The 13,857-nt window shown below is 70.4% G+C and carries 18 protein-coding genes; all 18 read left to right on the forward strand.

Features of this window, described 5'->3' with window-relative positions; all coding sequences use genetic code 11:
• On the forward strand, positions 1-382 hold a 382-nt coding region (locus VGT06_08910), incomplete at its 5' end, for a malate dehydrogenase (protein ID HEV8663242.1).
• Positions 383-436: 54 nt separating this feature from the next.
• Entirely contained in the window at positions 437-1,279 is an 843-nt protein-coding gene (locus VGT06_08915; protein HEV8663243.1) for a fumarate hydratase, read from the forward strand.
• Positions 1,280-1,406: 127 nt separating this feature from the next.
• Positions 1,407-1,655, forward strand: a complete 249-nt coding sequence (locus VGT06_08920) for a hypothetical protein (GenBank protein ID HEV8663244.1) — start codon at positions 1,407-1,409, stop codon at positions 1,653-1,655.
• A 47-nt stretch (positions 1,656-1,702) separates the two neighbouring features.
• Positions 1,703-2,266 (forward strand): Fe-S-containing hydro-lyase, encoded by a 564-nt coding sequence (locus tag VGT06_08925; protein HEV8663245.1) that lies wholly within the window; start codon positions 1,703-1,705, stop codon positions 2,264-2,266.
• Between the two features lie 35 nt (positions 2,267-2,301).
• Positions 2,302-3,051: a succinate dehydrogenase gene (locus tag VGT06_08930; protein ID HEV8663246.1), complete on the forward strand. Its 750-nt coding sequence runs from the start codon at positions 2,302-2,304 to the stop codon at positions 3,049-3,051.
• Positions 3,051-4,847 (forward strand): fumarate reductase/succinate dehydrogenase flavoprotein subunit, encoded by a 1,797-nt coding sequence (locus VGT06_08935; GenBank protein ID HEV8663247.1) that lies wholly within the window; start codon positions 3,051-3,053, stop codon positions 4,845-4,847. The genes VGT06_08930 and VGT06_08935 overlap by 1 nt, the downstream gene beginning before the upstream one ends.
• Entirely contained in the window at positions 4,848-5,591 is a 744-nt protein-coding gene (locus VGT06_08940; protein HEV8663248.1) for a succinate dehydrogenase/fumarate reductase iron-sulfur subunit, read from the forward strand.
• A gap of 72 nt (positions 5,592-5,663) precedes the next feature.
• Positions 5,664-6,830: an ADP-forming succinate--CoA ligase subunit beta gene (gene sucC / locus VGT06_08945; protein HEV8663249.1), complete on the forward strand. Its 1,167-nt coding sequence runs from the start codon at positions 5,664-5,666 to the stop codon at positions 6,828-6,830.
• Complete coding sequence (sucD, locus tag VGT06_08950) at positions 6,827-7,780, forward strand: succinate--CoA ligase subunit alpha (protein ID HEV8663250.1); 954 nt, start codon at positions 6,827-6,829, stop codon at positions 7,778-7,780. Before sucC ends, sucD begins: the two co-directional genes overlap by 4 nt.
• 80 nt (positions 7,781-7,860) lie before the next feature.
• Positions 7,861-8,286 carry a nucleoside-diphosphate kinase gene (gene ndk, locus VGT06_08955; GenBank protein HEV8663251.1) on the forward strand — a complete coding sequence of 142 codons (426 nt, stop codon included), beginning with the start codon at positions 7,861-7,863 and terminating at the stop codon, positions 8,284-8,286.
• Between the two features lie 267 nt (positions 8,287-8,553).
• Complete coding sequence (locus VGT06_08960; GenBank protein HEV8663252.1) at positions 8,554-9,087, forward strand: DUF177 domain-containing protein; 534 nt, start codon at positions 8,554-8,556, stop codon at positions 9,085-9,087.
• A gap of 190 nt (positions 9,088-9,277) precedes the next feature.
• Positions 9,278-9,460: a 50S ribosomal protein L32 gene (gene rpmF / locus VGT06_08965; GenBank protein HEV8663253.1), complete on the forward strand. Its 183-nt coding sequence runs from the start codon at positions 9,278-9,280 to the stop codon at positions 9,458-9,460.
• A gap of 3 nt (positions 9,461-9,463) precedes the next feature.
• On the forward strand, positions 9,464-10,495 hold the full coding sequence (gene plsX / locus VGT06_08970; GenBank protein ID HEV8663254.1) for a phosphate acyltransferase PlsX: 1,032 nt from the start codon (positions 9,464-9,466) through the stop codon (positions 10,493-10,495).
• A gap of 12 nt (positions 10,496-10,507) precedes the next feature.
• Positions 10,508-11,491: a beta-ketoacyl-ACP synthase III gene (locus VGT06_08975; protein ID HEV8663255.1), complete on the forward strand. Its 984-nt coding sequence runs from the start codon at positions 10,508-10,510 to the stop codon at positions 11,489-11,491.
• 8 nt (positions 11,492-11,499) lie between these two features.
• Positions 11,500-12,441 carry an ACP S-malonyltransferase gene (gene fabD / locus VGT06_08980; GenBank protein HEV8663256.1) on the forward strand — a complete coding sequence of 314 codons (942 nt, stop codon included), beginning with the start codon at positions 11,500-11,502 and terminating at the stop codon, positions 12,439-12,441.
• Complete coding sequence (gene fabG, locus VGT06_08985) at positions 12,438-13,178, forward strand: 3-oxoacyl-[acyl-carrier-protein] reductase (protein ID HEV8663257.1); 741 nt, start codon at positions 12,438-12,440, stop codon at positions 13,176-13,178. Before fabD ends, fabG begins: the two co-directional genes overlap by 4 nt.
• A gap of 43 nt (positions 13,179-13,221) precedes the next feature.
• Positions 13,222-13,452 (forward strand): acyl carrier protein, encoded by a 231-nt coding sequence (gene acpP, locus VGT06_08990; protein HEV8663258.1) that lies wholly within the window; start codon positions 13,222-13,224, stop codon positions 13,450-13,452.
• A gap of 76 nt (positions 13,453-13,528) precedes the next feature.
• A partial coding sequence (locus VGT06_08995) for a beta-ketoacyl synthase N-terminal-like domain-containing protein (protein ID HEV8663259.1) occupies positions 13,529-13,857 on the forward strand: 329 nt, incomplete at its 3' end.

The raw sequence follows: 13,857 nt of genomic DNA on the forward strand, positions 1-13,857 counted from the left end.
CAGGTACTCCACGGTGGCCGGGATCCCCATCACCGAGCTCCTCCCTCCGGAGCGGGTGGAGGCGCTCGTCAAACGGACCCGGGACGGCGGGGCGGAAATCGTGGCCTTGCTCAAGACCGGTAGCGCGTTCTATGCCCCGGGAGCCGCGGCGGTCGCGATGGTGGAGGCCATCCTGAAGGACAAGAAGATGATCCTCCCCTGCTGTGTGCATCTCACCGGGCAGTACGGCATCGCGGACCTCTTCGTGGGGGTCCCGGTGAAGCTGGGCCGCCGGGGCGTGGAAGAGATCCTCGAGATCCGGCTCACCGCCGAGGAGGCGGGGGCGCTCCGGCGGTCCGCCGAGTCGGTCCGGGAGATGGTCCAGAAGTTGGGGTTGGTGTAGGGGGTGGCCCGGGGCCGGCCGCGGGACCTCCCCCCGGCCCGGGGGGGCGCGAGCATGCGGGATCTCCACGTGAATGAGATCACCCGGGTGGTGCGCGAACTCTGCATCCGCGCCGCGACCGAGCTGCCGCAGGAGGTGGTGGACGCCCTGGACCGGGCCATCGCCGAGGAGGACTCCCCGCTCGCGGCGGAGGTTCTCCGGCAGCTCAAGGCCAACGCGGCCCTGGCCAGACAGACCGGGCTCCCCCTCTGCCAGGACACCGGGATGGCGGTCGTCTTCGCGGAGCTCGGCCAGGATTGCCACGTGGTGGGGGGAGACTTCAACCGGGCGGTCCACGACGGGGTCGGCCGCGGGTATCGGGAGGGGTTTCTCCGCCCCTCGATCGTCGAGAGCCCCCTGCACCGGGTCAACACCGGCGACAACACCCCCGCCGTGATTCATCTCCAGCTCGTACCCGGGGACCGGCTCAAGCTGACCGTCATCACCAAGGGATTCGGCTGCGAGAACATGAGCGCGCTCCGGATGCTCACGCCGGCAGACGGGGTCGCCGGGATCCGGCGCGTGGTGGTGGAGACGGTGGAGCAGGCGGGCGGCAACCCGTGCCCGCCCCTGGTGGTCGGGGTGGGCATCGGCGGCACCTTCGATCACTGCGCCCACCTGGCCAAGCGGGCGGTTTTCCGGCCGCTCCATTCATCCCACCCGGATCCGCGCGTCGCGGCCTTCGAGCGGGAGCTCCTGCAGGCCGTCAATGCGACCGGCATTGGCCCCCAGGCTGTCGGGGGGCGCACCACCGCCCTGGCGGTGCACATCGAGACGCACCCGGGGCACATTGCCTCGCTGCCGGTGGCCGTGAACCTCCAGTGCCACTCCCACCGGTACCAGGAGGCGGTTCTCTAGCATCCTGGCTTTCCTGGGGAAAGGAGGAGATGCGGATGCCGCCGCCCTGGCCACCGCCGGTGCGCCCCTAGTCCGTAGGCGTCGTGGGAGCCATCCAACTCGAGGGAGAGGTGAAGGAGGGGTCGCGATGACAGCGTTGTGGAGGGTTCTGGCCGGGAGCCTCCTGGCCGTGATGATCGCCGGGTGTGGCCCCGACCTGAAGGCCGAGAACGCAAGCCTGAAGAAGCAGGTGACGGATGCGCAGGCGCAGAACGGCGACCTGAAGGGACAGGTAGAGACCCTGACGAAGGAGAACGCGAGCCTGAAGAAGCAGGTGGCCGACCTGCAGGCCAAGCTGAAGCCGGCGGCGAAGCCGGTGGCCAAGAAGAAGATCTAGCGGGAGGGCGCGGGCGGCGGCGATGCCGCCGCCCGCGCCGCCGTGCGGTGCACCGACTGCATCTGCCCCTGTCGGAGGACGACGTGGCTGCTCTTCGGGCCGGCGACCGGGTCCTGCTCTGCGGAGCCCTCCTGGCGGCCCGGGACGCGGCGCATCAGCGCTTCGCGGAAGCGCTGGGGCGGGGGCAGCCCTTGCCGGTGGACCTGGCGGGCCAGGTGCTCTACTACGTGGGGCCGACCCCGGCCCGCCCGGGGGAGGTGATCGGGTCGGCCGGTCCCACCACCGCCTCGCGGATGGACCCCTTCACCCCGGCGCTGTTGGCCCTCGGGCTCAAGGGGACCATCGGGAAGGGGGGGCGCTCTCCCGAGGTGGTGGAAGCGATGCGCCGCCACCGGGCGGTCTACTTCGGCGCCGTGGGAGGAGCGGGGGCGTTGCTCTCCCGCTGCATCCGCGCGGCGGAGGTCCTGGCCTACGAGGACCTGGGCCCGGAGGCGGTCCGACGCCTGGTGGTGGAGGACTTCCCGGTGATCGTGGTCAACGATATCGAGGGTCGGGACCTGTTCCAGGAGGGGAGGGCCCGGTACCGGCTCGACGGGCCCGGCCGGACGTAGGCCGTCGCGGCCGCGTCAGACCCGGAGGAGGGGACATGAAGACGGACGCCATCCGGCAGCGGGCACCGCTCACGGGGACCGCCGGCCTCACGATGCGAACGGACGCGTGGTGGGTGGAGCCCCTGCTGGTGCTGCTCGTCCTGGGCGGTTTCGTCGTCTACGCCACCTGGGCGGCCCTCCAGAACGCCCATTACCAGTACCAGAACTATCTGTCCCCGTTCTACTCCCCGCTCTTCACCCCTGCCTGGTGGCCGCTCTCCCCGGCCTTCCTGGTCCTGTGGGCGCCGGGAGGCTTCCGGCTCACCTGCTATTATTATCGGAAGGCATACTACCGGGCCTTCCTCTGGGATCCGCCGGCGTGCGCCGTCCGGGAGCCCCGGTCGGACTACCACGGGGAGGCGCGGCCGCCCCTGATCCTGCAGAACGCCCACCGGTATTTCCTCTACGCGTCCGCCCTGGTGCTCGTGTTCCTGTGGGTGGACGCGGTCCACGGATTCATCTTCGACGGGCGGTTCGGCGTTGGGGTCGGGTCCTTCGTCCTCCTGGCGAACGCGGGGCTCCTGTCGCTCTACACCTTCTCCTGCCATTCCTTCCGCCACCTGGTCGGGGGCAATCTGGATTGTTTCTCCACCTGCCCGATCCGCTATCGGGCCTGGCACGGCGTGAGCCGGCTGAACGTGCACCATGCCCTGTGGGCCTGGATCAGCCTCTGGGTCGTCGCGCTGGCGGACCTGTACGTTCGGCTCGTTTCCATGGGCGTGATCCGCGACGTGAGGATCGTCTGATGGATCGTTTTGAGACGCACGAGCATGACGTCCTCGTGATCGGGGCGGGCGGAGCCGGGCTGCGGGCAGCGATCGAGGCGGCGGCCGAGGGCGCCCGGGTTGGTCTCATCTGCAAGTCGCTGCTGGGGAAGGCGCACACGGTCATGGCCGAGGGGGGAGTCGCGGCCGCGTTGGGGAACATCTACCCCGAGGACAACTGGCGGGTCCACTTCCGCGACACCATGCGCGGCGGTAAGATGCTGAACAACTGGCGCATGGCGATGCTGCACGCGCAGGAGGCCCCGGATCGGGTCAAGGAGCTGGAGGGGTGGGGGGCCCTCTTCGACCGGACCAAAGACGGTCGGATCCTGCAGCGGGACTTCGCCGGCCACCGGTACGCGCGGCTGGCCCACGTGGGGGACCGGACCGGGCTGGAGATGATCCGGACGCTCCAGCAGCACGGGGTGGCCCTGGGCTTCGACGTCTTCATGGAGTGCACGGTCACCCGCCTGCTCAAGGATGGCGACCGGATCAGCGGTGCCTGCGGCTACTGGCGGGAGAGCGGTCGGTTCGTGGTGTTCCGGGCCAAGGCGGTGATCCTGGCGACTGGCGGCATCGGCAAGGCCTACAAGGTCACGAGCAACTCGTGGGAGTACACCGGCGACGGCCAGGCCCTGGCCTACCACGCCGGGGCCGACCTGATCGACATGGAGTGCGTCCAGTTCCACCCGACGGGGATGGTGTGGCCCCTCAGCGTCCGCGGCATCCTGGTGACCGAGGCGGTGCGGGGGGAGGGGGGCATCCTGCGAAACTCGGCGGGAGAGCGGTTCATGTTCCGGTACGTCCCGGAGCTCTTTAGGGCCGATACCGCGGACACTGAGGCCGAGGCAGACCGCTGGTACACCGACAAGAAGAACAACCGACGGCCGCCGGAGCTCCTGCCGCGGGACGAGGTGGCCCGCGCCATCGTGGCGGAGGTGAAGGCCGGGCGGGGCAGCCCCCACGGGGGGGTGTTCCTGGACATCGCGACGCGCCGTGACCCGGAGTTCATCAGGCGCAAGCTCCCCAGCATGTACCACCAGTTCAAGGAGCTGGCGGACGTCGATATCACCAAGCAGCCCATGGAGGTGGGCCCGACCTGCCACTACATCATGGGAGGCGTTCGGGTGGACGCGGATACGGCGGCGGCCACCGTCCCGGGCCTGTTCGCCGCGGGTGAGGTGGCCGGGGGCTTGCACGGGTCCAACCGGCTGGGGGGAAACTCCCTCTCCGACCTGCTGGTGTTTGGGCGGCGGGCCGGCCTGGCGGCGGCAGGGTACGCCAAGCGGCTCCCGCGGGCGCCCGCCGTAGCCGAGGGGGAGGTGGAGCGCCTCGCGCGGGAGATGCTGGCCCCGCTGGAGCGGTCGACCGGGGAGAGTCCCTACGCCATCCAGGAGGCGCTCCAGGAGGCGATGGAGGCCAACGTAGGGATCGTCCGGACCGAGGACGAGTTGCGGAAGGGCCTCGAGGCCATCGAGGAGTTCAAGCAGCGCCTCCGTCAGGTGAAGGCGGTGGGCACCCGGCAGTACAACCCCGGGTGGCACACCGCGCTCGACCTCTGGTCGCTCCTCACGGTGTCGGAGGCGATTATCCGGGGGGCCCTGGAGCGCAAGGAGAGTCGGGGCGGTCACACCCGCCTGGATTACCCCAAGGCGGACCCCCAGTTTGGCAAGGTGAACGTCGTCGTCCGCAAGGAGGGGGACCGGATGACGGTCGCCCGGGAGCCCTTGCCCGAGATGCCACGGGAGCTGCAGGCGCTCTTCGAGGGGGACAAATAGATGCCGGAAGCCATCATGCGAGTCTGGCGCGGCGAAGGCGGTTCCGGCAAGTTCGAGGAGTACCGGCTCCCGTACGACGCCGGAATGGTCGTGCTGGACGTCATCCACATGGTCCAGGCCAAGCACACCAATGACCTGGCGGTCCGCTGGAATTGCAAGGCGGGGAAGTGCGGGTCCTGCAGCGCGGAGGTAAACGGGCGGCCGCGCCTCATGTGCATGACCCGGATGGACCAGTTCCCGGAGGGGGTGCCCATCACGGTTGAGCCGCTGAAGGCGTTCCCCCACATCCGGGACCTGGTGACCGACGTGTCCTGGAACTACGCGGTGGCGAAGAGGATCCCCCCCTTGAAGCCCAGACCACCCGAGCCGGATGGAAGCTGGCGAATGATGCAGGAGGACATTGACCGCCTGCAGGAGTTCCGGAAATGCATCGAGTGCTTCCTGTGCCAGAACGTCTGCCACGTCCTGCGGGACCATGACAAGAAGCACGCGTTTGCCGGCCCCCGGTTCCTGATCCGGTTGGCGGAGCTGGAGATGCACCCGCTGGACACCGCCGACCGGGGGGACCTGCTCCGGAAGGAGGCCGGCATCGGGTACTGCAATATCACGAAGTGCTGCACCGACGTCTGCCCCGAGCACATCCACATCACCGACAACGGCATTATCCCCTTGAAGGAACGCGTGGTCGACGCGCACTACGACCCGATCCTGTGGGTGGTGCGCAAGGTGACCGGAAGCACGTAGGGGCGGCGACCGGCCTCGGCTTCCAGACATGAGGGCCGCTCTGCGGGGTGCGTGGCGTCTCCGGGGGGCCAGGTGAAGATCCACGAGTTCCAGGCGAAGCGGATCCTGGGCGCGTATGGGGTTCCGGTCCCGAAGGGAGAGGTGGCCGACACGCCGGCCGGAGCGCGGGCCGTCGCGGAGCGCCTCGGCGGACGGGCCGTGGTGAAGGCGCAGATCCACGCCGGCGGCCGCGGGAAGGGGGGCGGGATCAAGCTGGCCGGCTCCGCCGGGGAGGCGGAGCAGGCCGCCGCCCAGATCCTGGGGATGATGCTGAAGACCCCCCAGACCGGCCCCGGAGGCCAGCGGGTCAAGCGGGTCCTGGTGGAGGAGGCCATGGCCATCCGCCAGGAGCTCTACCTGGGCGTCGTCCTGGACCGGCGGCTTGGTCTCCCGGTGGTCATGGCGAGCCCCGCCGGCGGGGTGGAGATCGAGGAGGTGGCGGCCGCCTCCCCGGAGAAGATCCTGCGGGCGGCGGTGGACCCGGCCAGTGGGAACTCCCCCTACGTGGGGCGGAAGCTCGCCTATGGCCTCGGCGTCCCCGCCGAGCTCACCCGGTCGACGGCCGATCTGATCCTGGCCCTCGCGCGGGCCTACCAGGAGAAGGACTGCTCCCTGGCGGAGATCAACCCGCTGGTGGTGACGACCGACGGGCGGGTGTTGGCCTTGGACGCCAAGATGAACTTTGACGACAATGCCCTGTTCCGGCACCCAGAGATTCTGGAGCTCCGGGACCTGGACGAGGAGGCGCCGCTTGAGGTGGAGGCCTCCCGGTTCGGCCTGAACTATGTCACGCTGGACGGGACCGTGGGCTGCATGGTCAACGGCGCCGGGCTCGCCATGGCCACCATGGACATCATCCAGCAGGCGGGGAGCGCACCCGCCAACTTCCTGGACGTCGGGGGCGGGGCCAGCGCCGAGCAGATCGAGAACGCCTTCCGGATCCTGATGGCCGACGCGCGCGTGAAGGCGGTCCTCATCAATATCTTCGGGGGCATCCTGCGGTGCGACCGGCTGGCGGCGGGGGTGATCCAGGCCGCCCGAGCCCTCCGGGTGAAGGTCCCGGTCGTGATCCGCATGGAGGGGACGAACGTGGCCCAGGGGAAACAGATGCTCAAGGAGAGCGGCCTCAACTTCCTCACGGCCGATACCATGGCGGAGGCGGCCCGGATGGTGGTGGGGGCGAGCCGGGGGCGGGCGTGAGCATCCTGGTGGACCGGGCGACCCGCCTCCTGGTGCAGGGGATCACGGGCAAGGAGGGTTCCTTCCACGCCCGGGCCTGCCGCGAGTACGGCACCCACGTCGTGGCCGGGGTCACCCCCGGCAAGGGGGGGGCGACGCAGGACGGGGTGCCGGTCTTCCACACCGTCGCCGAGGCGATGGCGGCCACGGGGGCCAACTGCTCCCTCATCTTCGTCCCCCCCGCCTTCGCCGCCGATGCCATCCTGGAGGCGGCCGACGCCGGGCTGCCCCTCGTCGTCTGCGTCACCGAAGGCATCCCGGCCCTCGATATGGTCCGGGTGAAGCGGGCCATCGACGGCAGGGGGATCCGCCTCGTCGGCCCCAACTGCCCGGGCGTGATCTCCCCCACGAAGGCCAAGGTGGGGATCATGCCGGGGCACATCCACCGCCCGGGGCGGATCGGGGTCGTCTCCCGCAGCGGCACGCTCACCTACGAGGCGGTCCACCAGCTCACCGCCTTGGGCCTGGGCCAGTCCACCTGCATCGGGATCGGCGGAGACCCCGTGATCGGCACCTCCTTCGTAGACTGCCTCCGGCTCTTCCAGGACGACCCGGGGACGGAGGGGGTCCTCCTGATCGGGGAGATCGGCGGGAGCGCGGAGGAGGAGGCGGCGGCCTTCGTGAAGGCCCACATGACGAAGCCGGTCGTCGGGTACGTGGCGGGGCAGACGGCTCCCCCCGGCCGGCGGATGGGTCACGCAGGCGCCATCATCGCCGGCGGGGCGGGGACGGCGGCGGAGAAGGTCGCCGCCTTCCGGCGTGCCGGGGTGCGGGTGGTTGACAGCCCGGCAGAGATGGGGAAAGCGGTCGCGACGGCACTGGCCCGGCGGGCCGCGAGGGCTCGGCCCGGGCGCCGACCCCGGCCGCCCCGCACCCGCCGCTCATCCGCGGGCGCCGGCAGGCGCCGGTAGCTTCCCGGGCGGGCTCGGGACGATCGAGCGGTTCCGCCGGCGCCTCTTCTGCGGTCACGCTGTTGCCGGGGGGAGACGGGATGTCCATCGAGCGGACGCTGGCCATCGTGAAGCCGGACGCCGTCCGGCGCGGGCTCATCGGGGAGGTGATCGGACGATTCGAACGAGGGGCGCTCGCCGTTCGAGGCCTCCGGATGGTGCACCTGACGAAGGGGGAGGCCGAGCGGTTCTACGCCGTCCATCGGGAGCGGCCCTTCTTCGAGAGCCTGGTGAGCTTCATGGCCTCGGGCCCCGTGGTCGTGATGGTCCTGGAGGGTGCCGAGGCGATCGGCCGGGTCCGGAAGATCATGGGGGCCACGGACCCGGCCCAGGCCGAGCCCGGCACGATCCGCCGCGACCTGGCCGAGAGCATCGAGCGGAACGCGGTCCACGGCTCCGACTCTCCGGCGGCGGCCGCGGTCGAGATTCCGTACTTTTTTGCGGCGGTGGATCTCTTCCCCGGGTAGCGGTGCGGCCCGGGGGACCACGGCCGGCCTGCTTGTTTCCTCCCGCTTCCCTTCCGGAATGTTCAGTCGTTCCCCGGCTCTCCACGCGTGGGCCCCCCTTGGGTCATGATCGAGGCACGTGGCTCGCGCGGCAGGGGGAAGGCATGGGTGCTGTGCCTGCGGGGACTTGCACCCAGTTTCTTCGCGCTGTTTCCCGGGTCTTTTCCCTTGACACCCCCCAGGACGGCCGCTACGATAGCCCGAGTTTTGCCGCTCGGCGGCGTTCACATGCTGATCGACGTGTCGCACATCCCCCAGGAGGGGCTGGAGTTGACCCTCCGGGCTGAGCCGGTGGAGCTCCGCCTGTCCGAAGGGGGTCCACCCGATCGGGTCTGGGCGGATGCGCTTCTGAAGTTGACCCGGATGCGTCAGGGGGTGCTGGCCGAGGGGGAGGTGACCAGCACCCTTTCCCTTATTTGCAGCCGGTGCTCCGAGCCGTTTGCCCTGCCGATCCGGGAGGGCTTCAGCGTCTACTACCAGCACCCCGCGACGGGGTCGGCCGAGGAGGAAGAGGAAGAGGAAGTGGAACTGACGGCCGAAGACCTCGACACCGACTTTCTTGAGGAGGGCCGCCTCGACCTGACAGCCCTCCTGCGCCAGAACCTGTTGTTGGCCCTCCCGGTCCAGCCTCTCTGCCGGGAGGACTGCCAGGGGCTCTGCCCCCGATGCGGGGCCAACCGGAACGAGGGGGCGTGCCGTTGCCCGGGCCCCCCACCCGACCCGCGGTTCAAGATCCTGGAGCGCCTGAGGGGTGACACCTAGCGTAACCCAAGCGAACTACTGCCGTGTGTAGGCAGCCGATGGGGTGCCGGGCCAAATGACGAGCATCACGAGGCCCGAGGGAGGAGGCGGCCGGAGGCGTACGCCGTTGGTACGTTGAGGACCGCCGACGACCGAGAACGAAGTGAGGCGACGTCAGTTGGCCCGGCACTAGCGAGGAGCGAAACCTGCCATGCCTCTGCCGAAGCGCCGCCACAGCAACGCCCGGACCCGCAAGCGCCGGGCCCATGATGCCCTGAGCCTCCCCACGTTCGTTCCCTGTCCCCAGTGCCACGAACCGAAGCGGCCCCATCGGGCGTGCCCGCATTGCGGCGTCTACCGAGGCCGCACCGTCCGGCCCCAGGAGGAGGCGTAGGGCGTGGACATTGCCCCCACGTGGCTTCAGGACCGCCCTCCCGTCTGCATCGCCCTGGACGCGATGGGAGGAGACGGCGGGCCCGCGGTCAACGTGGAGGGGGCAATCGCCGCGGCCCGCGAACTCGGGCTGGGCGTGATCCTGGTGGGGGTGCAGGAGGAGGTCCGCCGCCACCTGGACCGCCACGAGCTGAGCGGGCTCCCGATCAGGATCCGCCACGCCTCGGAGGTCGTGGAGATGGAGGAGTCTCCCTCCACGGCGCTCCGGAAGAAGAAGGACTCTTCCATCCGGGTGGCGGTGGACCTCGTCCGCAACGGGGACGCGGACGCGGTGGTGAGCGCCGGCAACACCGGGGCGGTCATGGCGATCGCGCTGGTCGTCCTGGGGCCCCTCCCGGGCGTGGAGCGCCCGGCGATCGCTGCCCTCCTCCCGACCCTCGCCGGCCACGCCATCCTGCTGGACGTGGGCGCCAACGTGGACTGCAAGCCCCGGCACCTGGTGCAGTTCGCCATCATGGGGAACGTCTATGCCCGTCAGGCCCTGGGGAAGGCCCGTCCCCGGGTGGGCCTCCTCTCCATCGGGGAAGAGGAGACCAAGGGGAATGAGCTGACGAAGGAGGCCTTCCGGGCCCTGGAGGAGGAGCCCTCCATCGAGTTCATCGGGAACGTGGAAGGGGTCGACGTCTTCAAGGGGCACGCCGATGTGGTGGTCTGCGACGGGTTCACCGGGAACGTGGCCCTGAAGATCGGGGAGAGCGTGGCGGAGACCATCATGGCCCTGATCCGGGATGAGGTGGCCGCCGACCTCCGGAGCAGGGCAGGGGCCCTGCTCCTGAAGCCGGCCTTCCGGCGCCTGCGGCAGCGCCTCGACTATTCGGAGGTCGGGGGCGCGCCGCTCCTGGGCGTGAACGGGATCACCATCATCAGTCACGGGCGGTCCTCCGGGAAGGCCATCCGGAACGCGCTGCGGGTGGCCGGCGAGTGCGTGAAGAGCCACGTGCTCGACAACATCCGGGACGGGATCGCCCAGAGCTGAGGGGGTTTCGGAATGCTCATGAGTCGCATCATCGGCACCGGGTCGTGCGCACCGGCCAGGGTGCTGACGAACCACGACCTGGAACGGATGGTGGACACCAGTGACGAGTGGATCCGGACCCGGACCGGGATCGCGGAGCGCCGCGTCTGCGGCCCGGGAGAGGACTCGGCAACCCTGGCGGAGGGCGCGGCAGTGCAGGCGCTCGCCATGGCCGCGGTGGATCCGATGGACCTGGACATCCTCATGGTTGCCACCATCACCCCGGCGGTTCCCATGCCGGCCACCGCCTGCCTCCTGCAGGACGCCCTGAATGCCCGGCGGGCCGCCGCCTTCGACATCGGGGCCGGCTGCACCGGATTCCTCTACGGGCTCGCCGTGGCGGACGGCCTCATCCGGAACGGCAGCGCCCGGACGATCCTGCTGGTGGGGGCCGAGAGCCTGAGCAAAATCGTGAACTGGAAAGACCGGAACACCTGTGTCCTCTTCGGGGACGGGGCGGGCGCCGCCGTCCTGCAGGCGCAGGAGGGAGGGGCGGGGATCCGCTCCACCCACCTCTACTCGGATGGGCGGCAGTGGTCCCTCCTCGTCGCCCCGGGGGGAGGGTCTCGGTTCCCCCAGAGCGACCAGGTGCTTCGCGAGGGGCTCCAGTTCATCCAGATGCGGAATGGCAACGAGGTGTTCCGGTTGGCGGTGCGGGCGATGGAGGACGCCTGCATGACCGCGCTGAAGGCGAACGCGCTCGAGCCGTCGGACATCGACCTCATCGTCCCCCACCAGGCCAACCTCCGCATCATCCGGGCCCTGGCGAGCCGGCTCGGCTTCCCGGAGGAGAAGCTCGTCCTCAACATCGATCGGTACGGGAACACCTCCGCCGCCTCCATCCCCCTCGCCCTGGACGAAGCCGTCCGGTCCGGGCGGGTGCGGCCGGGGATGACGCTGCTGCTGGCAGCCTTTGGCGCTGGCCTCACCTGGGGGTCGGCCGTGGTCACCTGGTAGAGGGGGGGGTGGGGGGCCGGATCGCCTTCGTGTTCCCGGGGCAAGGCTCCCAGGTCGTGGGGATGGGCCGCCCCTTCGCCGAGGCCTTCCCGGAGGCGGCTGCTCGGTTTACCGAGGCGAGCCGGGTTCTGGGGTTCGATGTGGCGCGCCTCTGCTTCCAGGGCCCCGAGGAGGCGCTGGCGCTCACGGCCAACACGCAGCCGGCCCTTCTCACGGCGAGCCTGGCGGTCCTGGCCGGCCTGGAACAGCGGGGGATCAAGCCGGACTTCGTGGCCGGGCACAGCCTGGGGGAGTACAGCGGGCTGGTCTGCGCGGGCGCCCTGGACTTCGGAGACGCGGTGCGGGTCGTCCGGAAGCGGGGAGAGTTCATGCAGGAGGCGGTGAGAGTGGGGGCGGGCGCAATGGCCGCCCTGATCGGCCTGGAGGTCGCGGCCGTGGAGGCGGTCTGCGGGGAGGCGGCGGCCGCGGGGGTGGTAGAGGTGGCGAACGTGAATGCCCCGGGCCAGGTGGTGATCGCGGGGGAGCGGGCCGCCGTCGAGCAGGCAGTCGCGCGCGCCAAGGCGCGCGGGGCGAAGCGGGCCATCCCCCTCCCGGTGAGCGCCCCGTTCCACTGCCGCCTGATGCGGCCGGTGGCGGAGCGGCTGCGGGAGGTTCTGGCGACGGTCCGCTTCCGGGATCTCCGGGTCCCCTGTGTGACCAATGTGGATGCCGCTCCCATCCGGACGGGGGCCGAAGCGGCCGCCGCCCTGGTGCGGCAAGTGGCGTCCCCGGTCCGGTGGGTGGAGGCGGTCGAGCGGCTGGTCCGGGAGGGGGTGGACACGTTCGTGGAGGTGGGCCCCGGGAAGGTCCTCACCGGGCTCATCCGGCGGATCACCCCGGCGGCCCGCACGTTCCCGGTGGAGGATCTGGCCGGGCTGGAGACGGCCGCCTCCGCGCTGGCGGGTGGATGAGCCTGGACGGGCGCGCCGGCATCGTCACCGGGGCCAGCCGGGGGATCGGGTACGCGGTGGCGGAGCGACTGGCGGGAGCCGGGGCAAGCCTCCTCCTCTGTGCCCGGGACGGAGCCGCCCTGGAGCGGGCTGCGGCGTCCCTCGCGGCGGGTGGGGCGAAAGTGGCGACGGCGGTGGCCGACGTGAGCCAGGCCGCCGATGCCGACCAGCTGGCAGAGACTTGCCTCGGCCAGTTCGGGAGGCTCGATCTCCTGGTGAACAACGCCGGGATCGCGCGGGACGGTCTCTTGCTCCGGCTGAAGTCGGAGGACTGGGAAGCGGTCCTGGGGGTCAACCTCACGGGGGCCTTTCACTGCACGCGGGCTGCCCTCCGGGCCATGGTGAAGCAGCGGGCGGGACGGATCATCAATGTGACGTCCGTCGTAGGGGTCATGGGGAACGCGGGACAAGCCAACTACGTCGCGTCGAAGGCGGGCCTCATCGGTCTGACCAAGGCGGCCGCGCGGGAGGTGGCCTCCCGGGGCATCACCGTGAACGCCGTCGCCCCGGGGTTCATCGAGACGGAAATGACGGCGGCCCTTTCGCCTGCCGTGCGGGAGGCGTATCGGACCCAGATTCCCCAGGGACGGTTCGGGACCCCTGGCGAGGTCGCAGGGGTTGTGGCCTTCCTGGCCTCCGATGCGGCATCCTACATCACCGGGCAGGTCATCCACGTCAACGGCGGGCTCTGGATGTGACCGGGCGGCGCGGGTCCATCCCGGGGAGGAGGTGAGGGACACCGTGGCTGTGGACGAGAAGGTGAAGAAGATCATCGTGGAGCAACTCGGGGTGGAAGAGGCGCAGGTCAAGCCCGAGGCCAAGTTCATCGAGGACCTGGGCGCGGATTCGCTGGACACCGTCGAGTTGGTGATGGCCCTGGAGGAGGAGTTCGGCCTGGAGATCCCCGACGAGGAGGCCGAGAAGATTCTGACCGTCCAGGACGCGGTCCGGTACATCAAGGACCGCACGTAGGGGAGTGCGGCGTGCCGCGGCGCCCCGGGCTCCCCCGGGGGCGCGAGCGCGGAGGACGCCTGAGAGGGGAACGCGGGTGAAGCGACGAGTGGCCGTCACGGGGTTCGGGGTGGTCTCGCCCATCGGCGTCGGGGGGGAAGCCTTCTGGGACGCCCTGAAGGCGGGGAAGTCGGGCGCGGGGCGGATCACCCGATTCGACCCGGTCGGGTTCGATTGTCAGATCGCCGCGGAGGTGAAGGGGTTCGACCCCCTCGACTGGGTGGAAAAGAAGGAAGCCCGCAAGATGGATACCTTCATCCATTTTGCCGTGGCTGCAGCCGCGATGGCCGTGGAGAAGGCGCAGTTCAAGGTCACGGACGAGAACCGGAATCAGGTCGGGGTCCTCATCGGGACGGGCATGGGCGG

The organism is Candidatus Methylomirabilis sp., from assembly GCA_036000645.1.
Taxonomy (GTDB): Bacteria; Methylomirabilota; Methylomirabilia; order Methylomirabilales; family JACPAU01; genus JACPAU01.